The following is a 21669-nucleotide window of genomic DNA, read 5'->3' as shown; positions in this document are numbered from 1 at the left end:
CGGTCAGTTCGGCCAGACCTGCCGGATCTCCGCCAGGTGGGACGCGGCCTGCCGGCGTCCGGCGCGGGCCGCGTCCGCACGCTGGGCGGGGTCCAGCACATTGCGGCCGAACGCCGACCGGGCCGCGCGGTCCGGGGTGATCACGCACACCTGCGCACCCTGGCGCGCCAGTTGGGTGCCCTGTGCCCGGGGGCCGGCGATCGGCCCGCCGGAGGCGGCCATCGGCGCGACGATCACCACCCGGTCGCAGCCGGCGGCCAGATCCGCGTTGGCGCTGGAGTGCACCCCGCCGTCGATCCAGCGGGTGCCGTCGATGGTGACCGGCGGATAGACACCGGGGACCGCGCAGCTCGCGCCGACCGCGTCGAGCAGCCGCACCCCGCTGGTGTCGTCGAAGGCGGTCCGCTCCCCCGTGGCCGCGTTCACCGCCGTGATCACCAGCCGGCGGGCCGGCCAGTCGGCCAGCTCCAGGGTCCGGGCGATGACCGTGCGCTGGGTCTCTTCGGGAACGGTGCGGGCCGCCAGGGCCAGCTTCCCCATCCGCACGCCGAAGGACACGGTGTCCCGCGAGCGCAGTGCGATGGTCGCGAACCGGGCGAGCGCGGCCGGGCCCATCCGCTCCGTCGCGCGGGACTCGGGCACGGCGAGCTGGCGCTCGTAGATCTCGTCCAGGGGGAGCTGCCGGGAGGTGAGATGCGCGCCGACGATCGATCCCGCGGAGGTGCCGATGACGACATCGGCGTCGGCCAGACCGACGCCCGCCTCGGCCAGACCGGCCAGCACACCGATCTCCCAGCCGATGCCGGTGAGCCCTCCGCCGCCCAGGACCAGCGCCGTACCCGCCATCAGGTCACCTCGATCATCCGTGTGTGCGCGGCCGTTCCTCCGGGCGAGCAGTGTCGCACCCCGCGTGCTCCCGGGACACCGGCGGCCGCGCCCCGCCTCGGCGACCGGGCCGGACACCGCCACTGACCTGCGCCGCCTCACTCCCCGACGGTGCGCACCGTGCCCACTCCGACGGTCCGGCCGCCCTCCCGGACGACGAAGCCCAGGCCCGTCTCCAGCAGCACCGGGCGGTCCAGTGCGACCTGCACCGTCACCGTCTCGCCGGGGTGGGCGAGGTTCCGCCCGCCGAGGTCGAGGCGGCCGGTGACGGCCGCGGTGCGCAGGTGGAACTGCGGCCGGTAGCCGGTGGACAGCGGCGTCCGGCGGCCGCCCTCCTCGGTGGCGAGCACCTGAAGGACGGCGGTGAAACGGCGGCGCGGGGTGAGGCTGCCGGGCGCCGCGATGGCCTGCCCGCGGCGCACCCGGTCGCGGTGGAGTCCGCGCAGCAGCAGTCCGACGTGGTCCCCGGCCTCGGCCGACGCCATGCGCTTGCCGAACGTCTCCAGCCCGGCGACGGTCGCCTCGGCCCCCGCACCGGTCACCGCCAGCCGGTCGCCGATCCGCACCGTGCCGCGCTCGACGGTTCCGGTGACGACCGTGCCGCGCCCGGTGAAGACGTGCTGCACCGGCAGCAGGAACGGGGCGGCCGGATGCCGCTCGGGCACCGGGACACCCACGTCCACGGCGTCCAGCAGCGCGTCGATCGTCGCCGTCCAGCGCGGGTCACCCGCCAGGGCACGCAGCCCCGAGACCCGTACGACGGGCACATGCGCCCCGTCGTAGCCGTGCGCGCTCAACAACTGGCGCACCTCCCGGTCCACGGAACCGGTGAACTCGGGGTCGCCGGCGTCGGCCTTGGTCAGGGCCACGACGAGGTACCGGACGCCCATCCCCCGGGCGAGCAGCACATGTTCGGCGGTCCGCGGCATGATCCCGTCGAGCGCGGAGACGGCCAGGATCGCCCCGTCGAGCTGCGCCAGGCCGGTGATCATGTTGGTGCCGAAGTCGGCGTGACCGGGCAGGTCGGCATGGGCGACGTGCCGGGTGTCGGTCTCGTACTCGACGTACGAGCCGGTGACGGTGCGACCGCGGGGCGTCTCCTCGGGCCTCCGGTCGATCCGGCCGAACGGCACGAGGGGGCCGCTCCCCCGGTCGCTCAGCACCTTGGTGAGGGCCGCGGTCAACGTGGTCTTGCCGTGTTCGGAATGACCCAGGGTGCCGATGTTCAGATGGGGCTTGGCGCGCACATATGCCGTATCGGGCACGTTGTTCTGCCTCGCAACAATGCGGTGAGGACGGCGACTTGGCGCCGTGGGACCCCTGGGGACGGCCGACCCTCCCCCTGCGGGGTCCGCCGGACGATCCGGAGAGGGTCAGCCACACCCGCCGACGGCCCGCACAACAGCCGCGAGGGCAGGGACGGTGCCGGTGCCGGTGGCGACATCCGCCGCGGCGACCTCGGCGACGGGCGGCGCGACGGCAGCCTTCGGCCCGTCCACGACTGCGGACGGGGGCGGGAGGAAGACGCGCCGGGGCATGCGCCTCATGGTTCCCGGTGTCCGCCGCGCCGTCGAGCGATTTACCCGCCGCTTCCCCGGCCGAGCGCGGACTCATGCGAACACAACAGGACAACATTGCGCGCGTTTCCGTCCGCCCCGAAACGCGCCGACCGCGGGACGGGAAAGCCGCTCCTTCCCCTCCCTCTCACCCCGGTCGGTTACGCTCCCGGGATGCTCCCACCCGCCGCAGCGCCCGCCGGCCCCGCCGCGCGCGCCACGCGTGTGCTGCTCTCCCCGTGGACCCGGCTGGGCGTGCTGCTCGCCCTGCTGGCGGCCGCGGCGACCGTCGTGCTGCTGTGGCGGCCGCAGGAACTGCTGACCGGCGGCTGGCCCGCGCAGCTGTCCGGCCCGACCGCCCCGGTGGTCTTCGCCCTGACGTACGGCGCGTGCGCCACGGCTTTCGTCCCGCGCCCGGTGCTCAACCTCGCGGCGGGCGCCCTCTTCGGCTGTCCGGCCGGACTGGCCGCCGCGCTCGCCGGCACGGTCCTGAGCGCCGGACTGTCCTTCGGGCTGGGCCGGCTGCTCGGGCAGGACGCCCTGCGTCCGTTGTTGCGCGCCCGCTGGCTGACGGCCGCCGACCGGCAGTTGAGCGAGCACGGCTTCCGTTCGATGCTGGCGATCCGGCTCTTCCCCGGCCTGCCGTTCTGGGCCACGAACCACTGCGCCGCGGTCTCCCGGATGGGCTGGCTGCCCTTCCTCCTCGCGACGGCCCTGGGCAGCATCCCGAACACCGCGGCCTACGCCCTCGCCGGCGCGCAAGCCTCGACACCCACCTCACCGGCGTTCCTCCTCGCCACGGGCTTCGTCGTCGTCAGCGCGTTGGGGGCACTGGTGGTGGCCTGGTGCAAGCGCAAGGCGCTGCGCGGCAGCTGACCGCAGCGAGGCCGGCGGCACCTGCCGCGGGAGCCGCCACGCGCCAGGTGTGACGGGTCCAGGACCCCTTGGCCATCCGGACATCTTCGGACGTTACGCTGCCCCGACCGGCGATGATCCACATCCGCCACCCGTGTCCGCTTTTTCACATCTCGCGCAGGTCAGCGCCTGATCACCCTTGGATAGCGTATTTTCCATGACTTGGTTTGAATCATTCGTGCTCGGACTCGTCCAAGGGTTGACCGAGTTTCTTCCGATCTCGTCCAGTGCCCATCTCCGGCTGACCGCGGCGTTCGCCGGCTGGCAGGACCCCGGGGCGGCGTTCACCGCCATCACCCAGATCGGCACCGAAGCGGCCGTCATCATCTACTTCCGCAAGGACATCGGGCGGATCATCTCGACCTGGGCCCGGTCCCTCTTCCGGCGCGAGCTGCGACACGATCACGACGCCCAGATGGGCTGGCTGGTCATCGTCGGCTCGATCCCGATCGGCGTGCTGGGCATCACGCTCAAGGACGCGATCGAGGGCCCGTTCCGGGACCTGCGGCTGATCGCCACCACCCTCATCGTGATGGGCGTCGTCCTGGGCATCGCCGACCGGCTGGCCGCCCGCGACGAGACCGGCGGCCGGCACCGCGCCGCCAAGCAGCGCAAGAGCCTCACCGACCTCAACGTCAAGGACGGCCTGCTGTACGGCGCCTGCCAGGCAATGGCCCTGATCCCCGGCGTCTCCCGCTCCGGCGCGACGATCAGCGGCGGCCTGCTGATGGGCTACACCCGTGAATCCGCGGCCCGCTACTCCTTCCTGCTCGCCATTCCCGCCGTACTGGCCTCCGGCGTCTTCGAACTCAAGGACGCCGGCGAGGGCCATGTCGCCTGGGGCCCCACCGTCTTCGCCACGCTCATCGCCTTCGTCGTCGGCTACGCCGTCATCGCATGGTTCATGCGCTTCATCTCCCACAAGAGCTTCATGCCGTTCGTGATCTACCGCATCCTGCTGGGCATAGCCCTGTTCGCCCTGGTCGCGGCCGGCGTGCTGACACCCCATGCGGGGGAAACGGCGGGGTGAGGAGCCCGTACCCGGGGAGGTGGGCAGGACGGTCCGTTGAGCGCCGATGCCTGGTTACGGGCGTCGGGACGGAAGCGGCGGGAGCGCGGGCCATCGGGTGGCCATCCGGTCGTGCAGGGCAGTGCAGAGCGTGCCGAAACGCTTCAACTCCGCGTGGCCGGCGCTCATCCGGCTGACGACGGCGAGGCGGTGCAGCAGCCGCTGCCGAGCGCTTGCGGTGCCCCAGGTCCAGTCCCGCCGGGGGACGCGGGCCAGGTGGTCGGTGTCGCCGCGCCGCGCGCGGGGCACCAGCGCGTCGCCCCGGATCAGCCAGCCCGCGCAGACATCGGTGAGATCGGCGGGGAGCACGGCGCCGGTCTCGGCACGCCATGCCGTGCGGGTAGGCGCCCTCGGCCCGGTGCAGCAGCGCTTCCGAGGCGGCCGTGGCACACCAGCAGGTGGGAAACCCGACGCGGAGATAGGCCAGCTCCACTCGCCACACACGCGAGCGCGGGCTGCTGTCCAGTCGACGGGCGTGTCGGGGCGGCCCCAACTCGGCCTGTAATGCGTCCCCGAAGGGCAGTCGCGACGGCATGGGCGCATGCTCGCACGCGACCGGCCACCCGGTCGCCGCATTTCCGCACGCGAGCCCGTGAACTCGGCTCCCCTGTACCGGACTCCGCCCCGGCCCCCTCCCCGTGACTATCTGACGCCCTGCACACGGGCGTTGGCCAGCAGGGCCTTCAGGCCGTTGAGGTCGAAGCCCGTCAGCTTGCCCATGTCGACGGTGGTCCGGTAGCCGCCGTTGGGGTCGCACATGATCGGCTTGTTGCCGTAGGACGTGGCGACGCACTCGAAGTTCTCCACGACACCGTCCTTGTCCAGGTCGACGTTCGGGTGATCGAGACCGAGCGCGTGCAGCATCTCGTGGACGACGGTGTTCCGCACGACGTAGGTGTCGATCCGGTACGAGCCGTCGAAATACTCGCTGTCGATCGCCGCGATTCCCCCGATCCCGACCCCCTTCGGCGGGTGGGGGCAGGGCATCCCCTGGGAATAGCCGGGCTTTCGCAGGGGCCGGTACATCTCGGTGATCTGGACGTGGCCGACGGGCCCGCACTTCGCGGGATTGACGGTCTCGACGCCGCCGAGGGCCAGCTTCACGCCGACGGCCTTGGCCTGGTCGACGGCGGCCGTCAGATAGGGGGTGTAGCGGGCCTTCATGGCGGCCGTGGCGAACGTGACCGTGTACGAGCGGGACGGGCTGAGGCTGGTGACACCGAGCCGGGAGGTCAGGTTCCACCCGGTGCCCTTGGTGGTGAGCGTCGCCGCCTCCGCGGGCGCCGTGGTGAGCGTGCACACCGATATCGCGGCGGCCACCGCGAGAGTCTTGCGCATGAGGGTCTTCCCTCTCCATTTGTCCGGGGAAGTGATGCTCTTTCACGCATCAGACTCATGAGCCACACAAATGGTTACATCGACCGTCCCGTATTTCTGCTGCGGCGAGGGGAGTTGGGGGCCTGGGGCGGGACTCTGCGGCCGTGTGCGTACGTATCGCGCCCCCAGCCGGCGGTCAGGAGCTGAGGTGGTACTGGGCCCAGGGCTGATGGGAGGAGACGGGCTCCTCGTGCGGGGGTGTGAGGGTGCCCCACGGGGCGAGGGCGCTGTCCCATTCGGAGGCGAGGGCGGCCATGTTGTCCGGGACGGACTCCGCGGTCGGCATCGCTCCCGTGTGCCAGGCGGATGCCATGTGGTGGCCCGAGGGAGCGGCGTTCCAGGCGGCCGTCTGCTGGGCGGGAATGGAGTACTCGGATTCATGGACATCGCCGGGTCCGCGCCGATGGCGTCCGGCGTGGGTCTCGACCGGGCCCGGGTAGAACCGCCCCTGGGCGGAGAGCTGTTGGGCCCGGGTCACCAGGCGGGTGAGATCGAGCCCGAATTCGGCGGCGAGTTCACGCAGATCCACTCCGGTCTGCCAACTGCCGATCAGTACCGCGTCCATGGCCGGTGACCAGCTCTGTTCCGCCGCCCCCGGGGCGCCGACGTTCTCGCGGACCGGGGCGGTGGGACGGGTTCCGGCCGAGGAGTTCTGGTGGTGGGGATATTCGGCGGCGGGCTCGGGAGCCAGCGGAGTTTCCTCGGGCTGCGGGGCCGCGACGGGAGTGGAGGCCGCCAGCAGTTCCTCGGCGACGGCACGGGCATCGTCCTTGCCGACCGTGCGCCGGGCGATCCGCACTTCCCGCTCGTTCAAACCGAACAGACCCGCCACCGCGCCGGTGCTGCCCACCGTGACCGCGAACGCCGCCAGCACCCGTGACCGGTCGGCCTGCGCCTCGTCGAGCCTGGCCTGCGCCTCACGCACCCGCTCGTCGCCCAGACAAAACGCTTCTGCCAGAACGGCGTTGCGGTCCCACAACTCTCTCGGATCCATACTTATTCAACGCCTCGCGCGCGCTGGTGTCCCGATCTGGCTAAATAAAACACCCCAAAGCACCCATCGAACCACCAGATGAAAATCACTCCGGCCCCATGGCTCCCGCCCGTCCTCGGCCCCGCCGGGGGCCATACCCCCAGGCCACGCGGTCAAGTCCCGCCACACGGCGGATTGTCAGTGCCGTGCGTTACTGTCTCGATCAGTCACATTTCCATATGTCCGTGTGTTCATGGGGGGGCCATGACTCGTATTTCCCGTACTTCGTTCCGCGTCGCGGGGGCGTTGCTGACCGGCGCGGTGCTGTGCGGCACGGCGGCATGCACGGCGTCCAAGGGGACCGCTGCGGACGGCTCGGGGCCGGAGGGCTTCCACGCCGCGCCGGTCGCCGCGGTCCAGAAGGCCGTCAACAAGGGCGCCCGGCTCAACTCCGCTTCGTATCGCCTCTCCGGCAAGGTCCCGGGGCAGGGAAGCGTCGAGGGCAAGGTGTCGTTCAGCCTCCGTCCGCGCGTCGCCGACATGCGGATGAAGGCGTCCGTGGGCGGTAAGGCGCAGGAGTTCTCGGTGCGGCTCGTCGGGGGCTCGATGTATCTGGGTGGGAGCTCGGTGACGGCGGCCGGGATGGACGGCAAGCACTGGATCAGGTTCGCCATGAAGACCAAGGGGACCGACGCACTCGGGGGTATGCAGCAGCAGGCCGACCAGGACCCGGCGGCCCAGGCGTCGTTGCTTCCGCAGTCGAAGGACATCAAGAAGGTCGGCACGGAGACCGTCGACGGCGTGCGGACGACGCACTACGCCGGCACGGTGGACGTGGCGGAGCTGCTCGGGCGGCAGGCGCCCAAGAGCGCGATGGACGCCGCGCGCCGCAAGAAGGCGATCGAGCAGTACGGGCAGCTCGGGGTGCGCAAGCTGCGGCTCGACATGTGGATCGGACCCGATGACCGGACCGTGAAGTTCCGGGAGCGTGCGCAGGCCGCCCAGGGCCCGCTGGACCTGACCATACGGTTCTTCGGCGTCAACAAGCCGGTCACGGTCCAGGCGCCGCCGGCCTCGGACACGGTGGATCTGGCGCAGAAGCTGAAGGAGAGCGGCATACCGCCGCGTACGTCCTGACGGGCGCCTCAGTGCGGCACGGGCGCGTCGAGGTGCGGCAGACCGATCGGGTTGGGGAAGGGGAGCACCTCCGCCGCGAGGATGCGGCGGACCACGGGCTCCAGCGCGTGCAGCATCTCCTCGGCCCGTGTCTCGGGCAGCGGGTGCAGCAGCCGGCCGGCCAGCCGGTCGGTTGCTGCCTCGATGCGCTCACGTTCCCGCCTGCCGTGCCCGGTCGCCTCGCCGTAGGCGTCCACGAAGTCACGGGCCCGCAGCCGGTCCACCGCCGCTGCCCAGTCCTCCTCGCTCCAGCCGCGGTCCTGCCGCATGGCCTCGCCGGGGACGCGACCGGACGCGGCGGCCAGGACCACGGCCTCGCAGCCGTCGAGCCCCTCGTCGGCGAGGACGGCGTGGTGCGCGTCGCCTCTGAACTCCCTGATGGTGGTGACCAGTTGCCACAGCCGCTCGACGGGGTCGGCGTGGTCGCACAGCGCGCGGTTGGCGGCGAACAGCGGGCGGGCGGTGGCCGGTGCGTCCTCGACGATCGTCTGGAGCGGGGGCAGCAGCTCGGTGGCGCGGCGCTCCAGTTCGGGGTCGATCGCGCGCAGCGCCCGGGCCGCACGGCTGCCGCGTTCGTCGAGGACATGCGCCGGGCTGACGATGCTCCAGGCCTCGGGCAGCGCCCGGGCGACCATCCCCGGCGCGAACACCCCGAGAACGGCGGTGGCCGCGGAGGGTTCCACCGCTCCCAGGGGAGCAGTGCGGGCCGCGAAGTACCCCATCCAGAAGCCCTTGAGACCGAGGTCCTTGCCCAGGTCACGGCAGTGGTCGTCGAAGTAGCAGACCGCGTGCACCGGCTCGGTCAGCAGCCAAAGCGATCGTGCGTGCAGCTCCATGCCCGGCACGCTACCGCCGGCGGACAACCGGCGCACCGCGTGCACCCCCCGTACGGCCCCCTCCGGCGAGCCCGCCCCGCGAGCCGCGGCCGGCAGGGAGAACCCACCCGCATCGCAGAGAGGATCAGCAGCAATGCCCAGCCACGCAGAGATCATCGACCGCGCACTGGATCGCATAGTGACCGGCTATGTCTTCCCCCAGCGCGCCGTGGAGATCGACCAGGCGATCAGGGCCCGGTTGGCATCGGGAGCGTATGACGCACTGAGCGGTGCCGCGTTCTGCGCGGCGGTGACCACACACCTCCAGGAGGTCTGCCCGGACAAGCACCTCCGGCTGCTGTGGGAGGACGAGCCCAGGGCCGCCGAGCCCGCCGAGTCCGAGGAGGGGGACGGGGGGCGGGCGGCCTTCCTCGCGCTGATGCGGACCGAGAACCAGGGCATCCGCCGCTGCGAGCAGCTCGACGGCAACATCGGCTACCTGGACATCCGGTGGATGGCCGACGCCGGCGAAGGCGCGCGGGCGATCGGCGCGGCCATGGAGCTGGTCGCGCACACCCGGGCGCTGCTGCTCGATCTGCGGGAGTGCCGGGGCGGCTCCCCCGCGGGCGCCGCGATGTGGTGCAGCTACTTCTTCCCCGACGATCAGGTGCACCTCAACGACTTCTACGAGCGCGCCACCGACTCCACCCGGCAGTACTGGACCCTGTCGCATCTGCCGGCGCCGCGCTATCTCTACCGTCCGGTGTACGTCCTCACCAGCACGACGACCTTCTCCGGCGGGGAGGACGTGGCGTACACCCTGCAGGCGTACGAGCGCGCGGAGGTGATCGGGGAGACCACCCGCGGCGGGGCGCACCCGACGAAGCGGCACGCGGTGACGGAACACATCACGGTCGCCGTGCCCACGGCCCGGACGATCAACGCCGTCACGGGCAGCAACTGGGAGGGCGTCGGAGTGCGGCCGGACCGCGACGTACCGGCAGACACGGCATTCGAGGTGGCGTACAAGGAGGCGCTGGAAAGGCCGGCCTAGGCGCGGCGGTGGGCGTCAGGCGTCGGTGCGGCCGCCCGCGCCGAATCCGGACTGCCAGGCCCACAGATGGGTGCAGTTGGGGCACTGCAAGTGCAGAACGCTGCCCTTGTTCGACAGGAGGTAGCGCCAGTGGTCCGCGCAGGTGCGGCCGTCGAGGCAGGTGCCGCAGTCCCGGTGGTCCTGGCAGCCAGGGCACGGCACCCAGGCCCGGCGGCCAATGTCGGCGGTGGGGTCGAGCGGCAGCATGCTCAGGCCTGTCCGGAGGCGGGCAACACCCCGGCGGAGACCAGCATGTCGTACGTGGCCTGCTGCTCCGCGTCCAGGTTCGAGTAGAGGAGGCGGTAGGCGTCGGCCTCCCCCTCCAGCACCGCGAGGGGGTCCCAGGTGTCGCCCAGCGCCGCGACGACTTCGGTGCGCCGCCGGGCCTCGTCTGCAGTGAGGTCGAACTCGACTATGTGGTGGTCCGAGGTGTTGCGGTCGATCATGGTGCGCGTCCCATGCCACGTGCGGATGATTCGGACGTGTCTATCAAGCCGGGCGGCACTGAGGAAGCGTCAGGCGGGGAGGGCCCCGGAGAGGTCCGGAATACGGAACGGCCGGTCGCACAGCGTGCACCCACGAAAGCGCATAGAAGCGGGCAAATCGCTGATCCCGTGCGGGGCATTGCCTGCTTTACGCCGGAGATGCCCCTCAATGCGGGGTGTGACGGAATCCATCACGGTGCGGGCGGTTCCGCGGGCAGGCGTCGCACCGCGACCGCGGCGGCGTCGTCGCCCAGTCGGCCGTCGGTGTGCGCCAGCAGATCCGCTCGCAGCAGCCGCAGGACCTGCTCCGGGCTGTGGCCGCTCCAGGCGCCCGCGCGCTCGGCCAGCGGGTAGAACACGCCCTTGCCGTCGCGGGCCTCGGTCACCCCGTCCGTGTAGAGCAGCAGCAGATCCCCAGGCTCGAAGGGGAACGTCTCGACCTCGTAGTCGGGCTCACCCGCCAGCCGCCCGAGCCCGATCGGCAGCGCGGTCCGCTCCGGGCGCAGGGTGAGGGCCCACCCGTCGCGCAGCAGCAGCGCGGGCGGATGGCCGCAGGTGATGGTGCGCAGCACGGGCCAGTGGTCGGGGATGTCCAGGAGCGAGACGGTCGCGAAGGTCTCGTCGGTGTCCGTGTCACTGTCGGTGTCGACGCCGGTCTCCGCGTCGTGGTTGGCGGCGGTGTCGGGGCCCGGGTCCGGCTTCGGGCCGGTGGCAGGCTCGCGCCCGGTACCGGACCCGGCCCCGGGGCCGGGATCCGCACCGGCGGCCGGGACAGACCACCCGTCCGCCCGATAGCCGTCACCCACATCCACCGAGGCCCCCGACGAGGCTTCCGTCGGAACTCCCGTCGCACCCCCTGGCCCGCCCCCTTCCCCGGCTCCCCTCGCGACCTTGGAAGCGTTGACCCACTGGCTGCTGTCCCAGCGCACCGCGCCGTCCAGGTGGATGGCCAGCTTGGGCAGGGTGGCCTGGCGGTGGGCGGCGGCCCGGAAGGCCCCGAGGAGCAGGGCCGCATTGCTGTAGGCGGGCAGGCCCTTGCCCCGTACGTCGCCGATGATCAGCCGGGTGCTGGTGGTGGTGCGGGCCGCCGCGAAGAGGTCGCCGCCCATCGCCGCCTCCTCCTCGGCCGGCAGGTAGAAGGACGCGATCTCCAGGAAGCCGCTGCGCGCGGGCAGCGGCCTGAGCAGCACGTGCTGGGCGACGGCGGCCACCGAGCGGCTCTTGGTGAGCCGCCGCTCGCCGCGGTCGCGTACGACGGTGTAGAGCACGACCAGCGCGGAGACGACGATCAGCGCGGCGATCTGGACCTCGAGGTTCTCCGTGAACAGCGCCCGGCGCGCGAGTCCGATGTTCACCTGCGCGATCACCGCCAGCGCCCCGATCGCCGCCGTCAGCGCGGGCCCGGCGAAGGCCGCGGTGAGGGTGGGGGCGGCGACCAGCAGGGGCCCGAGGTGGATGTCGGGCGGCGAGAGGACATCGATCGTGCAGACCGCCACGATGAGCCCGATCGGGATCAGCACCAGGACGTGACTGAGTTCCCGTCGTTCCGAGAGCCAAGGCAGCCGTCGCAAGGGCATGCCTCATCGTGGCACCCAGAAGGGCGAAATGCCCGGATCATCCCGCCGGGTCGCCTCCGGAGCCACCCATTCCGGAGGCGCGCCGTTCCAGAGGCACCTCACTCCGGAGCCGCCTCATTCCGGAGGTGCCTCATCCCGGAGACGCCGCACTGCGGAGGCGCCTCACCCCGGCCGGCACCTCACCCCGCCCGCTCCGCGCCTTCCCCCGCAACCCGATCCGCCGCCTCCCGCTCGGTCGCTCCACTCTCGGCCGCCCCCCGATCCACCGCCTCCCGTCGCATCGCCGCGACCAGCAGATCGAGGGCGCGCTCGACGGCCGAAGCCGCCATGAGCGGCAGCTGCTCCCGTACGCGGTGCAGGTTGGGGTACTCGTCGGCGGGCAGGCTGCCGTACCGGTCCTGCCAGGCCTGCTCGTCCGCCGCGCGCTGGGCGGGAGCAAGCCGCAGCACACCGGCGTCCAGGGCCGCGTGGCCGAGGGCGGTGTCCACGAGCGCGTGGTAGTGGCGGACGGCCGTGGCCTCGTCGAAGCCGGCTCCGAGCAGCAGGCCGACGCCGGTGTCGACCACGCGCTGCTCATGGGGGCGGCCCGTGACCCGGATCGTGCTGAACGCGGCGATCTGTGGATGGCGCAGCGCGGAACGGTAGGCGCGCAGGCCCAGTTCGCGCAGATCGGCGCCCCAGTCGCCGCTGGGTCCGAAGCCGGCCATGGACTCGCCGATGAGCCGGTCGGCGAGCGCCAGGAGCAGGTCCTCGGTGTTGCGGAAATAGCGGTAGACGGCGGAGGGGTCGGCGCCGAGCGCCGCACCGAGTTTGCGGACGGTGAAGGCCTGCGCGCCCTGGGAGTCGATCAGGTCACGGGCCGCGTCCACGATGAGATCGGCCGACAGCACCACCCCTGAGCTGGTCGGCCGGCGCCGCTTGCGCTCGGCCGGAACGCGCTCACTCTCCGTCACGCCGGACCTCCGTACCGCTCCGTTCCCGGCCCCTCGGGCCCTGTGCGGGCAAGTTAATCACCAGGTTACGTCAACACCGTTGACACAAGCTGGGGCGGGCGGTTTCATCGGCGACACACACGGACCGCCGCGGTGCCGTACCCCGCTCCGCACCCCATTCGCACGACGCGGCCGGCCCCGATCCCGGGCCGGGCCCGTGCCGCCCTGCCACCCCTTCCGCACCTCCCCCGGCCCGGCGAGAGTCCGGCCCGGGCAGCCGTTCAAGGAGTGAGTGCCATGCCTTCCCCCGTGCCGCAGGAACCCGGCCGGCCGCCGAGAATGCACCGCTCGCTGGGGGTGAAGGACGGTGTGGCCATCGCCGCGTCGAGCACCGCCGCCACCACCAGCCTCGGCATCGGCATGGGCTCGCTGGCGGCGTACGCCGGGCGCCAGACGCCCGCCCTGCTGCTGCTCGCGTTCCTGCCCGTGTTCGGCATCGCCCTGTCGTACGCCCGGCTCAACCGCACTGAGCCGAACTGCGGCAGCGGCTACACCTGGGTGGGCCGGTCCATCGGCCCCTGGTCGGGGTTTCTGACCGGGTGGGTGGTGCTGATCGGCAGCGTGATCTTCATGGCGTACACGGGGGCGGTCACCGGCTCCGTGGTGCTCCAGTTCCTCAACAAGCTGGGTCTGCACAGCCTGTTGGGCCTCCGGCTGGATCCGTCCTCGACGGGCATCAGCACCGCCGTCGGCCTGATCGCACTGGTCCTCGTGACGGTCACCGCCATCACCGGCGTGCGGTCCGCGACCCGCCTCCAGATGTGGCTGCTGATCTTCGAGTACGCGGTGCTGGTGGTCTTCTGCGGCTACGCGCTGTACATCGGTGACCAGCCGTTCTCGCTGTCCTGGCTCAACCCCTTCGAGATCGGCTCCCCGCAGGCGCTCGCCCAGGGGATGGTGATCGCGGTGTTCATCTACTGGGGCTGGGACGCCGCGTTCAGCGTCAACGAGGAGACCCGCAACGCCTCCGACGCGGCCCGCGGCGGGCTGATCGCGCTGGTGGCGATGCTGGGGCTGTTCCTGATCGGCGCGATCGCGTTCCAGCGGGTGATGAGCACCGGCGAACTCATCCACAACGGGCCGCAGGCGCTCACCTTCCTCGGCAGCAGCCTGGCGCCGGAACCCTGGGCCTCGCTTCCGCTGGCCGCCCTGATGTGCTCCGCCTTCGCCTCGCTCCAGTCGAGCGTGATCCCCACCGCCCGGGGCGCGCTGGCGATGGCCCGCGATCGGACGCTGGGCCCGGTCTGGCAGCGCCTGCATCCGCGCTACGGCTCGCCGGCCGTGGGCACCCTCGTGATCATGGCCATGGCCGCGCTGCTGGCCGTGCTCGCGGTCGGCATCCCCAAGCTCAACGACATGATCCTGACCGCGGTCAACTCCATCGGCCTGACCGTGGCCCTCTACTACGGCCTGACCGCACTCGCCTGCGCGGTGCGCTTCCGCGGCAGCCTGCGGGACGGCGCGGTGCGCGCGGTGCGGGACGTGGTCGTCCCGGCGGCGAGCGCCCTGGCGCTGTTCGGGCTCGGCGGCTACCTCGTCTGGGACTACGCGACCATGAGCGACCACTTCGAGGCGAGCCCGGACAACGGCTGGTTCATGCTGCTGCTCCCCGCGCTGTTCCTCCTGCTCGGCCTGGCCACCGCCGCCTGGGCCAAGTGGGTCCGCCGCTCCCCCTACTTCCGCACCGGCCGGGGCACCGACGCCGACGCGCTCACCCTGCCGATGGACGGGGACGCCGGCGAGCCACTGCCCCGCCCCGTGGAGAGCTGACCGCCGTCCCCTCACTCCCGACCGCACCACCCACCCGACGCCACTGGAGCCACACACTCATGGATCTCCGCACCACCGCGCAGACCGGCCCGACCGCCGCCGCTTCCGGATCCGCCGGCGACCACCACGCGGACCTCGTCTTCCTCTCCGGCCCCGTCCACACCGTCGACCCCGCGCGGACCCGGGCGAGCGCGGTGGCGGTCCGCGGGGAGCGGATCATCGCCGTCGGGCACGACGCGGCGGTGCGCGAGCTGATCGGGCCGCGCACGGAGGTCGTCGATCTGGGCGGCAAGCTGCTGATCCCCGGCTTCCAGGACGCCCATATCCATCCGGTCGGCGGCGGGCTGGAGCTGGCGCTGTGCGATCTGAGCGCGGCCGAGACCGCCCCCGCGTACCGCGAGCTGATCAGCGCGTACGCGGCGGCGCATCCGCGGGTTCCGTGGATCACGGGCGGCGGCTGGTCCCTGGAGGCGTTCCCCGGCGGGATGCCGACCCGCGAGTTCCTGGACGAACTCGTCCCCGACCGCCCGGTGTTCCTCGTCAACCGCGATCACCACGGCGGCTGGGCCAACACCCGCGCGCTGGAACGCGCCGGGGTGACCGCCGCCACGCCGGACCCGGCCGACGGGCGCATCGAGCGGGACGCCGACGGCAATCCGACCGGCATGCTCCAGGAGGGGGCCATGCGGCTGGTGGGTGATCTGGTGCCGGAGCCGACGCTCGCCGAGCGGACCGCGGGGCTGCTCAGGGCGCAGGAGCTGCTGCACGGCTACGGGGTGACCGCCTGGCAGGACGCGATGCTGGGCCGCGCCCCGGGGGCGCCCGACGCCACCCCCGCCTACGTGGCCGCCCGCAGCGAGGGCAAGCTCACCGCGCGGGTGCGGGGGGCGCTGTGGTGGGAGCGGGACCGCGGCGCGGAGCAGATCCCCGAACTGCTGGCGCGGCGCGAGGAGTTGACGGGTGGGCGGCTCCAGGCGACCAGCGTCAAGATCATGCAGGACGGCATCGCAGAGAACCACACCGCCGCCATGCTCAGCCCCTACCTCACGTCCTGCGGCTGCACCTCCGACAACAGCGGCATCTCGTTCATCGACCCCCAGGACCTGTGCACCTATGTCACCCGGCTGGACGCGGAAGGCTTCCAGGTGCACTTCCACGCCCTGGGCGACCGGGCGGTACGCGAGGCACTGGACGCGGTCGAGGCGGCGCGGCGGACCAATGGCCGGACCGACACCCGGCCCCACCTCGCCCATCTCCAGGTGGTCCACCCCGAGGACATCCCGCGCTTCCGCCGGCTCGGCGCGACCGCCAACATCCAGGCGCTCTGGGCGGCCCACGAACCGCAGATGGACGAGCTGACCATCCCCTTCCTGGGCGCCCAACGGGCCGCCTGGCAGTACCCGTTCGGGGATCTGCTGCGCTCGGGCGCCACCCTCGCGGCGGGCAGCGACTGGCCGGTCAGCTCCCCGGACCCGCTCGCCGCCCTGCATGTCGCGGTCAACCGGCGGACGCCGGACGGCCCGGACGCGGCACCGGCCTTCCTGCCCGAGCAGCGCATCGACCTGGGTGCGGCGCTGGCCGCGTACACGGCCGGCAGCGCCTACGCCAACCACCTCGACGACACCGGCACCATCCGCCCCGGGATGCTGGCCGACCTGGCCGTCCTCGACCGCGACCCGTTCGACGGCCCCGACGAGGAGATCGCCGCGACCCGGGTGCTCCAGACCTTCGTCGGCGGGAGCCGGGTGTACGCGGCCGACGACGCCTGAGCAGAACGGCGCGGCCGGAGCCCCCACGCCCCGGCCGCGCCGCGTGCCCACCGGACCGGCCCTCGCGAGACCGCGGGGCCGGCCCGCGCGGCTACTCGATGACCAGCTCGACGTCGATGTTGCCGCGGGTGGCCTTGGAGTACGGGCAGAACTCGTGCGTGGCCTCGACCAGCTTGCGGCCGGTCTCGCCCGCGAGGGTCTCCGGCAGCTCGACGCGCATGACGACGCCGAGGCCGAAGCCCGTGCCGTCCTTGCCGATCGAGACCTCGGCGGTGACCGAGACGTCCTTGGTGTCGATCTTCATCTGGCGGGCGACATTGCTCATCGCGCTGGCGAAGCAGGCCGCGTAGCCGGCGGCGAAGAGCTGCTCCGGGTTGGTGCCCGCGCCGTTGCCGCCGAGCTCGGGGGGCATGGCCAGGGCGAGGTCGATCCGGCCGTCGGAGCTGACGGCCCGTCCCTCGCGTCCGTTGGCGGTGGCGACAGCGGTGTACAGCGCGTCCATCACGGTTCCCTTCGTGGCGCGGCGGCCGTTTCCCGGCCGTCCGATGAGCACTACAGTCGCACACATTTAAATTGTACGCAACTAAGTTGTGCGCAATTAAATGGCCGGGCGAGCTAACCTGGACCCATGACCCCTACGACCAGGCCACCGGTGCCCGACGCCGAACTGCTCCGCCTCGACCACCAGGTCTGCTTCTCCCTGCACGCCGCCTCGCGCGCCTTCGGCGGCGTCTACCGGGACGCCCTGAAGGACCTGGGCCTGACCTATCCCCAGTACCTGGTCATGCTGGTCCTGTGGGAGCACGGGCCCCAGCCGGTCAAGACCATCGGCGAGCGGCTGCGGCTGGACTCCGGCACCCTCTCCCCGCTTCTCAAGCGATTGGAGACGGCCGGGCTGGTACGGCGCGAACGGAGCAGTGAGGACGAGCGCTCGGTCACCGTCCAGCTCACGCCCGCCGGCGACGAGCTGCGCGCCCGGGCGCTGCCGGTGCCGCGCCGGATGCTGGCCGCGACCGGTCTGACGATCGAGGAACTGCGCACGCTCCAGGGCCTGTTGGGGCGGGTGACCAGCGCCCTCGACGAGGCCTGACCCCACCGCTCCCCCGAGTCCGCAGCCCCGCGGCCCGTACCTCTCGCGGGTCCGCGGCGTTACGTACGTAGGTGCTTTCCGCGCCGTCCGCAAGGCGGGGCACGCACGCCCTGTCCACCCTGGTGCACTCATCACCCCATTGAGCTACCAAAGTTGGGGAGTCATCAGGGCAAAGGCGTATAAAGGGTGGTCAAACCAGCCGGAGCCGCCGGTGAGATCCCGCCCACGACGCGGTCGGCAGCATCGCCTACGGCAAGGAGGAGCTCCACGTGAAAGCGGCAGAAGTTGTCACCACCATGCTGGTCCAACGGTTCGGGGTCTCCTCGGGCGACATCACCGACGGGGCCGCGCTGCGCAGCCTGCGGTTGGACTCCCTGGCACTGGAAGAGCTCCGCGTGCTCATCGAGGAACGGCTGGACATCGACCTGGACGAGGTGTCGCTGACCCCGCGGAACACCGTGGGCCAGCTGGTCGCGGCCGTCGACGGCAAAGTCCCGGCATGACAGGCCGCCAGGAGCCGTTCTCCGCGGCCGTCACAGGACTGGGACTGGTCACCGCCGCGGGCGTCGGCGCGAAGGCCACCTGGCATTCCGTCACCCAGGACACGGTGCCTTCCGGAGTGGCGCGGCACGACGAACTCGCCGATCTGCCCTGCGACTTCATGTACACGGTCCCCGATCTGGACACCCTCGGGCTGCTCGGTGTGGCCACCCAGCGGCTGATGGACCGCTTCTCGCAGCTGGCGGTGATCGCCGCCCGGGAGGCCGTCGCCGACGCCGGGCTCGACACGGAGTCCTGGGACAGCGAGCGCGTCGCGGTGGTGATCGGCTCCGCGCACGGCGGGCTGCCCTTCTACGACCAGCAGCACGTGGCGATGGCCGGGCGCGGCGCCCGGCGGGTCTCGCCCAAGCTCGCCCCGCTGACCGTCGTCAACAGCGCCGCCAGCAGCGTCTGCACCGATCTCGGCGCGCACGGCCCCAGCCTGGGGGTGGCGACGGCCTGCTCCTCCGGCACCGTCGCCCTGGGCACCGCCCACCAGCTGCTGCGCGCCGGGGTCTGCGACATCGCCATCGCCGGCGGTGCGGAGTCGGTGCTGTCCCGGCTGCTGATCGCCAGCGCCTGCCAGATGAAGGCGGTCTCCACCCGCCGGGACGACCCGGCCACCGCCTGCCGCCCCTTCGACGCGGGCCGGGACGGCTTCGTGGTCGGCGAGGGCGCCGGGCTCCTGGTGCTGGAGCGCCCCGAGCACGCCCGGGCGCGCCGGGCACCGGTCCGCGCCCGGCTGCGCGGCTACGGCGCCTCCAGCGACGCCCACTCCGCGGTGGCCCCGGACCCCGACGGCAACGGCATCGAGCGGGCGCTGCGGACCGCGCTGGCGGACGCGGGGGTGCAGCCCGGCGACGTCGGGCATGTCAATGCGCACGGCACCTCGACGGTGGTCAACGACCGGGTCGAGGCCACCGTGCTGCGGCGGGTGCTCGGCGATCACCCCCTGGTCACCTCCACCAAGGCGATGACCGGGCACGCACTGGGTGCCGCCGGCGGCATCGAGGCGGCGCTCACCGTGCTCGCGCTGGAACAGCAGCTGGTGCCGCCGACCGCCAATCTAGAGGTGCCCGATCCGCGGATCCCGATCGACATCGTGCGCAAGGAGGCCCGCCCGGCGTCCTTCGACTGCGCGGTCAAGACGTCGCTCGGCTTCGGCGGGCACAACGCCGCGCTGGTACTGACCCGCTAGGGGCTGTCTTCACAGTCCCGCCTGGACCACCACCGCACACCCGGTCGGCGCGCACGCCCCGCCGGTGCCGCGAGAAGGAAACTGCCATGTCCGAGGAAACGATCCGCGCCCTGTCGGTGGGCGGGCTGTCCTACTCCTACCGGCGGCTGCGGCAGCCGCGGTGGACCACCGAGCCCGTGCTGGTGCTGGGGGGCGCGCTCCAGGGGATGTTCGGCTGGCCGCAGATGGAGGACCACCTGGGGCCGGTGGCGGATGTGGTGACCGCCGACCTGCCCGGCATGGGCAGCGCCGATCCGCTGCCCCCGGGGCCGAGCATCGACGTGGTGTGCGCGGCGATCGAGCGGATCATCGACGATCTGGGCGTCCCCCGGATCAATCTCTTCGGCTTCTCCTACGGCGCGGGCGTGGCCTTCGGCTGCGCCCGGCGCTTCCCCGGACGCATCGCACGGCTCGCCCTCGGCGGGGTCCCGGCCCACATCAGCGAGGCGCAGCGGGAGCTGTGGCAGCGGGCCGCCGATCATCTGCTGCGCGGTGACGACGAGACCTTCGCCACCCTGGTGACCGAGGGGCTGATGTGCCTGGACGCGGGCCGGCACGTCACCCACCGCAAGCTGGCCTACCGCTACGTCCGGCGCTCGATACTGCACGCGGCCCGCCACTCCGGGGACGCCGCCGCCGCGCTCAGCCGCGGGCTCCAGGACCGTCCGGACTTCTCCGGCGGCCTGACCGGGATCCCCACCCTCGTCTTCAGCGGGGAGCACGACACGGTGACCTCCCCCGCCCGCCAGCGGGCGTTCGCGGCCACCATCCCGGGCAGCCGCTTCCTGACGATTCCGGACGCCGACCACTGGGTGGTGCTCGAACGCCCGCAGGACGTCGCGGACTTGGCGGCCCGGTTCTTCACCGACGGCCCGCTCAGCTCGGCGCCCTGTCTCGCACCGGCGGCGGGCAGGGAGTCGTCGCCGGCCGATCCGGCGTGTGTCTGAGGCACCACGCCCGGTACATTCCCTTGCGGTTATATAGCCGGAGCGGCATGCTGGCGGCATGCCCATACCGTTCGACGTACTCGCCGAGCCGCGCCGGCGCGAGATCCTCGACCTGCTCCTGGAGCGGCCGCGCCTGGTCGGCGAGCTGACGGAGCGGCTCGGACTGAGCCAGCCCGGCACCTCCAAGCATCTGCGGGTGCTGCGCGAGGCCGGGCTGGTCCGGGTCCGGCAGGACGCCCAGCGCCGCTGGTACGAGCTGCGGCCCGAGCCGCTGGCGGAGCTGGACGCCTGGCTCGCCCACTACCGCCATCTGTGGACCGGGACCCTGGACGCGCTGGAACGGCATCTCGACGCCATGGAGGACGACCCCCGATGAATCCGCACTCCGACACCCTCACCACCTCCGACGGCCGCACCGCCCTGCGCATGGAGCGCCGCCTCGCGCACCCGCCCGCGAAGGTCTGGTCGGCGATCACCGACCCGGCGCACATCGGGCAGTGGTTCCCCGCCGAGGTCACCGTGGAGCTGCGGCCCGGCGGGGCGATGACCTTCACCATGCCGGGCGTCAGCGGGGTCGCCCTGACCGGGACGGTCACCGACGCCGAGGAGCCGCGGCTGTTCGCCTTCACCTGGGGTGAGGACCATCTGCGCTGGGAGATCGCCCCGGACGGCGAGGGCTCGCTGCTGACCTTGGTGCACACCTTCGGCGACCGCTTCGGCGGCGCCAGCTTCGCGTCCGGCTGGCACCTGTGCCTCACCGCGCTCTCGCAGCTGCTCGACGGCGCCCCGCCCGCCGTGGCGCGCGACGCCGGTGAACTCCACGAGGCCTACGTCGAGCAGTTCGACCTCGGGCACGGCGTGGTCGAGGACACCGCGGACGGTCCGCGGATCCGCTTCGAGCGCCAGCTGGTCAAGCCCGCCAGGACCGTCTGGGCCGCGCTGACCTCGGGCGCGGAGCCCGCGGTGGACGCGCCGGCGCCAGAGGGCTTCACCGCCGGGGAGGCGGCCGGGCCCGTCACCGAGGTGCACGCTCCGTCGGTGCTCGTCTACCGCTGGCATCCGCTGGGCACAGTCCGCTGGGAGCTGGGCCGGGGCACCGGCCATGGCGCCCGGCTCGTCCTCACCCAGACCGGCCCGCGCGGTTTCGACACCGCCGCCGCGCTGGACGCCTGGCACGACCGGATCGAGCACCTCGCGGCACGGCTGCTCGGCGACTGACCTTCCGCATTTCCCCCGCCCCGCTTCTTCGCGCCCCCTGCGGATTCCGCAGGGGGCGCGTGCACTAGGCAGCTCCGGCACCGCCGCCACCCCCGCGGAAAAGCCTCTCCGATGTGTGAGCCAGGCAACTTCGCAAGGCTCCGGAGAAGGCTTCGGCGTCCGCTCCGGGTGATGCATGGCACGCG

At 72.4% G+C, this 21669-nt stretch carries 24 protein-coding genes; 12 read left to right on the top strand and 12 right to left on the bottom strand.

The window, feature by feature from the left end:
- Window positions 1-3: 3 nt before the first annotated feature.
- The 3 genes from IEY78_RS03905 to IEY78_RS03895 all read right to left on the bottom strand — a co-directional run bounded on the left by IEY78_RS03905 (window position 4) and on the right by IEY78_RS03895 (window position 2423).
- Window positions 4-846 carry a patatin-like phospholipase family protein gene (locus IEY78_RS03905; protein ID WP_189096086.1) on the bottom strand — a complete coding sequence of 281 codons (843 nt, stop codon included), beginning with the start codon at window positions 844-846 and terminating at the stop codon, window positions 4-6.
- A gap of 137 nt (window positions 847-983) precedes the next feature.
- Complete coding sequence (locus tag IEY78_RS03900) at window positions 984-2150, bottom strand: elongation factor Tu (protein ID WP_189096085.1); 1167 nt, start codon at window positions 2148-2150, stop codon at window positions 984-986.
- 108 nt (window positions 2151-2258) lie between these two features.
- Complete coding sequence (locus IEY78_RS03895; protein ID WP_189096084.1) at window positions 2259-2423, bottom strand: hypothetical protein; 165 nt, start codon at window positions 2421-2423, stop codon at window positions 2259-2261.
- 192 nt (window positions 2424-2615) lie between these two features.
- On the opposite strand from IEY78_RS03895, the gene IEY78_RS03890 reads away from it, so the two are divergent.
- Together IEY78_RS03890 and IEY78_RS03885 are read left to right on the top strand one after the other, a co-directional pair.
- Entirely contained in the window at window positions 2616-3317 is a 702-nt protein-coding gene (locus IEY78_RS03890; RefSeq protein ID WP_189096083.1) for a TVP38/TMEM64 family protein, read from the top strand.
- A 196-nt stretch (window positions 3318-3513) separates the two neighbouring features.
- Entirely contained in the window at window positions 3514-4386 is an 873-nt protein-coding gene (locus IEY78_RS03885) for an undecaprenyl-diphosphate phosphatase (protein WP_189096082.1), read from the top strand.
- Window positions 4387-4440: 54 nt separating this feature from the next.
- Here IEY78_RS03885 and IEY78_RS03880 read toward each other — a convergent pair whose 3' ends face one another.
- From IEY78_RS03880 to IEY78_RS03870, 3 genes are all read right to left on the bottom strand, one after another.
- The gene (locus IEY78_RS03880; protein WP_189096081.1) at window positions 4441-4734 is read right to left on the bottom strand and encodes a hypothetical protein; all 294 of its coding nucleotides are present in this window, start codon (window positions 4732-4734) and stop codon (window positions 4441-4443) included.
- 333 nt (window positions 4735-5067) lie between these two features.
- Window positions 5068-5763 carry a zinc metalloprotease gene (locus IEY78_RS03875; protein WP_189096080.1) on the bottom strand — a complete coding sequence of 232 codons (696 nt, stop codon included), beginning with the start codon at window positions 5761-5763 and terminating at the stop codon, window positions 5068-5070.
- Window positions 5764-5938: 175 nt separating this feature from the next.
- A complete protein-coding gene (locus tag IEY78_RS03870) occupies window positions 5939-6796 on the bottom strand; it encodes a hypothetical protein (protein ID WP_229699686.1) in 858 nt (285 codons plus the stop codon).
- A 243-nt stretch (window positions 6797-7039) separates the two neighbouring features.
- Here IEY78_RS03870 and IEY78_RS03865 point away from each other — a divergent pair, with 243 nt between their 5' ends.
- A complete protein-coding gene (locus IEY78_RS03865) occupies window positions 7040-7912 on the top strand; it encodes an SCO4651 family lipoprotein (RefSeq protein ID WP_229699685.1) in 873 nt (290 codons plus the stop codon).
- Between the two features lie 8 nt (window positions 7913-7920).
- Here the strand turns inward: IEY78_RS03865 and IEY78_RS03860 are convergent, their stop codons facing one another.
- Complete coding sequence (locus tag IEY78_RS03860; RefSeq protein ID WP_189096079.1) at window positions 7921-8787, bottom strand: SCO6745 family protein; 867 nt, start codon at window positions 8785-8787, stop codon at window positions 7921-7923.
- 133 nt (window positions 8788-8920) lie between these two features.
- Between IEY78_RS03860 and IEY78_RS03855 the strand changes: the two genes are divergently transcribed.
- On the top strand, window positions 8921-9820 hold the full coding sequence (locus tag IEY78_RS03855; RefSeq protein WP_189096078.1) for a S41 family peptidase: 900 nt from the start codon (window positions 8921-8923) through the stop codon (window positions 9818-9820).
- Window positions 9821-9835: 15 nt separating this feature from the next.
- Here IEY78_RS03855 and IEY78_RS03850 read toward each other — a convergent pair whose 3' ends face one another.
- From IEY78_RS03850 to IEY78_RS03835, 4 genes are all read right to left on the bottom strand, one after another.
- On the bottom strand, window positions 9836-10066 hold the full coding sequence (locus IEY78_RS03850) for a hypothetical protein (RefSeq protein ID WP_042158133.1): 231 nt from the start codon (window positions 10064-10066) through the stop codon (window positions 9836-9838).
- A gap of 2 nt (window positions 10067-10068) precedes the next feature.
- Window positions 10069-10305 carry a DUF6400 family protein gene (locus IEY78_RS03845; RefSeq protein ID WP_189096077.1) on the bottom strand — a complete coding sequence of 79 codons (237 nt, stop codon included), beginning with the start codon at window positions 10303-10305 and terminating at the stop codon, window positions 10069-10071.
- Between the two features lie 230 nt (window positions 10306-10535).
- A complete protein-coding gene (locus tag IEY78_RS03840; protein ID WP_229699684.1) occupies window positions 10536-11921 on the bottom strand; it encodes a PP2C family protein-serine/threonine phosphatase in 1386 nt (461 codons plus the stop codon).
- A 179-nt stretch (window positions 11922-12100) separates the two neighbouring features.
- Window positions 12101-12874: a TetR/AcrR family transcriptional regulator gene (locus IEY78_RS03835; RefSeq protein WP_229699683.1), complete on the bottom strand. Its 774-nt coding sequence runs from the start codon at window positions 12872-12874 to the stop codon at window positions 12101-12103.
- A gap of 276 nt (window positions 12875-13150) precedes the next feature.
- On the opposite strand from IEY78_RS03835, the gene IEY78_RS03830 reads away from it, so the two are divergent.
- Both IEY78_RS03830 and IEY78_RS03825 read left to right on the top strand, forming a co-directional pair.
- A complete protein-coding gene (locus tag IEY78_RS03830) occupies window positions 13151-14683 on the top strand; it encodes an APC family permease (RefSeq protein WP_229699682.1) in 1533 nt (510 codons plus the stop codon).
- 59 nt (window positions 14684-14742) lie between these two features.
- Window positions 14743-16452 carry an amidohydrolase gene (locus IEY78_RS03825; RefSeq protein WP_189096076.1) on the top strand — a complete coding sequence of 570 codons (1710 nt, stop codon included), beginning with the start codon at window positions 14743-14745 and terminating at the stop codon, window positions 16450-16452.
- A gap of 91 nt (window positions 16453-16543) precedes the next feature.
- Here the strand turns inward: IEY78_RS03825 and IEY78_RS03820 are convergent, their stop codons facing one another.
- A complete protein-coding gene (locus IEY78_RS03820; protein ID WP_189096075.1) occupies window positions 16544-16954 on the bottom strand; it encodes an organic hydroperoxide resistance protein in 411 nt (136 codons plus the stop codon).
- A gap of 126 nt (window positions 16955-17080) precedes the next feature.
- On the opposite strand from IEY78_RS03820, the gene IEY78_RS03815 reads away from it, so the two are divergent.
- The 6 genes from IEY78_RS03815 (at window position 17081) to IEY78_RS03790 (ending at window position 21484) form a co-directional block, all read left to right on the top strand.
- Window positions 17081-17542, top strand: a complete 462-nt coding sequence (locus IEY78_RS03815; RefSeq protein WP_189096074.1) for a MarR family winged helix-turn-helix transcriptional regulator — start codon at window positions 17081-17083, stop codon at window positions 17540-17542.
- A 296-nt stretch (window positions 17543-17838) separates the two neighbouring features.
- Complete coding sequence (locus IEY78_RS03810; RefSeq protein ID WP_189096201.1) at window positions 17839-18045, top strand: acyl carrier protein; 207 nt, start codon at window positions 17839-17841, stop codon at window positions 18043-18045.
- Window positions 18042-19280 (top strand): beta-ketoacyl-[acyl-carrier-protein] synthase family protein, encoded by a 1239-nt coding sequence (locus IEY78_RS03805; RefSeq protein WP_189096073.1) that lies wholly within the window; start codon window positions 18042-18044, stop codon window positions 19278-19280. Before IEY78_RS03810 ends, IEY78_RS03805 begins: the two co-directional genes overlap by 4 nt.
- An 86-nt stretch (window positions 19281-19366) precedes the next feature.
- Window positions 19367-20266: an alpha/beta fold hydrolase gene (locus tag IEY78_RS03800; RefSeq protein WP_189096072.1), complete on the top strand. Its 900-nt coding sequence runs from the start codon at window positions 19367-19369 to the stop codon at window positions 20264-20266.
- Window positions 20267-20324: 58 nt separating this feature from the next.
- A complete protein-coding gene (locus IEY78_RS03795; RefSeq protein WP_189096071.1) occupies window positions 20325-20642 on the top strand; it encodes an ArsR/SmtB family transcription factor in 318 nt (105 codons plus the stop codon).
- Complete coding sequence (locus tag IEY78_RS03790; RefSeq protein WP_189096070.1) at window positions 20639-21484, top strand: SRPBCC family protein; 846 nt, start codon at window positions 20639-20641, stop codon at window positions 21482-21484. The genes IEY78_RS03795 and IEY78_RS03790 overlap by 4 nt, the downstream gene beginning before the upstream one ends.
- Window positions 21485-21669 lie beyond the last annotated feature (185 nt).

This window comes from Streptomyces kronopolitis, from assembly GCF_014646275.1.
Classification (GTDB): Bacteria; Actinomycetota; Actinomycetes; order Streptomycetales; family Streptomycetaceae; genus Streptomyces; species Streptomyces kronopolitis.
The sequence above is the reverse complement of the archived record's forward strand: the minus strand, read 5'-3'. Positions and strand labels throughout refer to the sequence as shown.

Bases quoted from the DNA above. Each gene is read 5' to 3' on its own strand.
- IEY78_RS03860 (WP_189096079.1), bottom strand. From the start codon at position 8,787: ATGGAGCTGCACGCACGATCGCTTTGGCTGCTGACCGAGCCGGTGCAC.
- IEY78_RS03795 (WP_189096071.1), top strand. From the start codon at position 20,325: ATGCCCATACCGTTCGACGTACTCGCCGAGCCGCGCCGGCGCGAGATC.
- IEY78_RS03825 (WP_189096076.1), top strand. From the start codon at position 14,743: ATGGATCTCCGCACCACCGCGCAGACCGGCCCGACCGCCGCCGCTTCC.
- IEY78_RS03800 (WP_189096072.1), top strand. From the start codon at position 19,367: ATGTCCGAGGAAACGATCCGCGCCCTGTCGGTGGGCGGGCTGTCCTAC.
- IEY78_RS03885 (WP_189096082.1), top strand. From the start codon at position 3,514: ATGACTTGGTTTGAATCATTCGTGCTCGGACTCGTCCAAGGGTTGACC.
- IEY78_RS03790 (WP_189096070.1), top strand. From the start codon at position 20,639: ATGAATCCGCACTCCGACACCCTCACCACCTCCGACGGCCGCACCGCC.
- IEY78_RS03865 (WP_229699685.1), top strand. From the start codon at position 7,040: ATGACTCGTATTTCCCGTACTTCGTTCCGCGTCGCGGGGGCGTTGCTG.
- IEY78_RS03820 (WP_189096075.1), bottom strand. From the start codon at position 16,954: ATGGACGCGCTGTACACCGCTGTCGCCACCGCCAACGGACGCGAGGGA.
- IEY78_RS03840 (WP_229699684.1), bottom strand. From the start codon at position 11,921: ATGCCCTTGCGACGGCTGCCTTGGCTCTCGGAACGACGGGAACTCAGT.
- IEY78_RS03845 (WP_189096077.1), bottom strand. From the start codon at position 10,305: ATGATCGACCGCAACACCTCGGACCACCACATAGTCGAGTTCGACCTC.
- IEY78_RS03855 (WP_189096078.1), top strand. From the start codon at position 8,921: ATGCCCAGCCACGCAGAGATCATCGACCGCGCACTGGATCGCATAGTG.
- IEY78_RS03895 (WP_189096084.1), bottom strand. From the start codon at position 2,423: ATGCCCCGGCGCGTCTTCCTCCCGCCCCCGTCCGCAGTCGTGGACGGG.
- IEY78_RS03875 (WP_189096080.1), bottom strand. From the start codon at position 5,763: ATGCGCAAGACTCTCGCGGTGGCCGCCGCGATATCGGTGTGCACGCTC.
- IEY78_RS03870 (WP_229699686.1), bottom strand. From the start codon at position 6,796: ATGGATCCGAGAGAGTTGTGGGACCGCAACGCCGTTCTGGCAGAAGCG.
- IEY78_RS03805 (WP_189096073.1), top strand. From the start codon at position 18,042: ATGACAGGCCGCCAGGAGCCGTTCTCCGCGGCCGTCACAGGACTGGGA.
- IEY78_RS03830 (WP_229699682.1), top strand. From the start codon at position 13,151: ATGCCTTCCCCCGTGCCGCAGGAACCCGGCCGGCCGCCGAGAATGCAC.
- IEY78_RS03890 (WP_189096083.1), top strand. From the start codon at position 2,616: ATGCTCCCACCCGCCGCAGCGCCCGCCGGCCCCGCCGCGCGCGCCACG.
- IEY78_RS03810 (WP_189096201.1), top strand. From the start codon at position 17,839: ATGCTGGTCCAACGGTTCGGGGTCTCCTCGGGCGACATCACCGACGGG.
- IEY78_RS03850 (WP_042158133.1), bottom strand. From the start codon at position 10,066: ATGCTGCCGCTCGACCCCACCGCCGACATTGGCCGCCGGGCCTGGGTG.
- IEY78_RS03815 (WP_189096074.1), top strand. From the start codon at position 17,081: ATGACCCCTACGACCAGGCCACCGGTGCCCGACGCCGAACTGCTCCGC.
- IEY78_RS03905 (WP_189096086.1), bottom strand. From the start codon at position 846: ATGGCGGGTACGGCGCTGGTCCTGGGCGGCGGAGGGCTCACCGGCATC.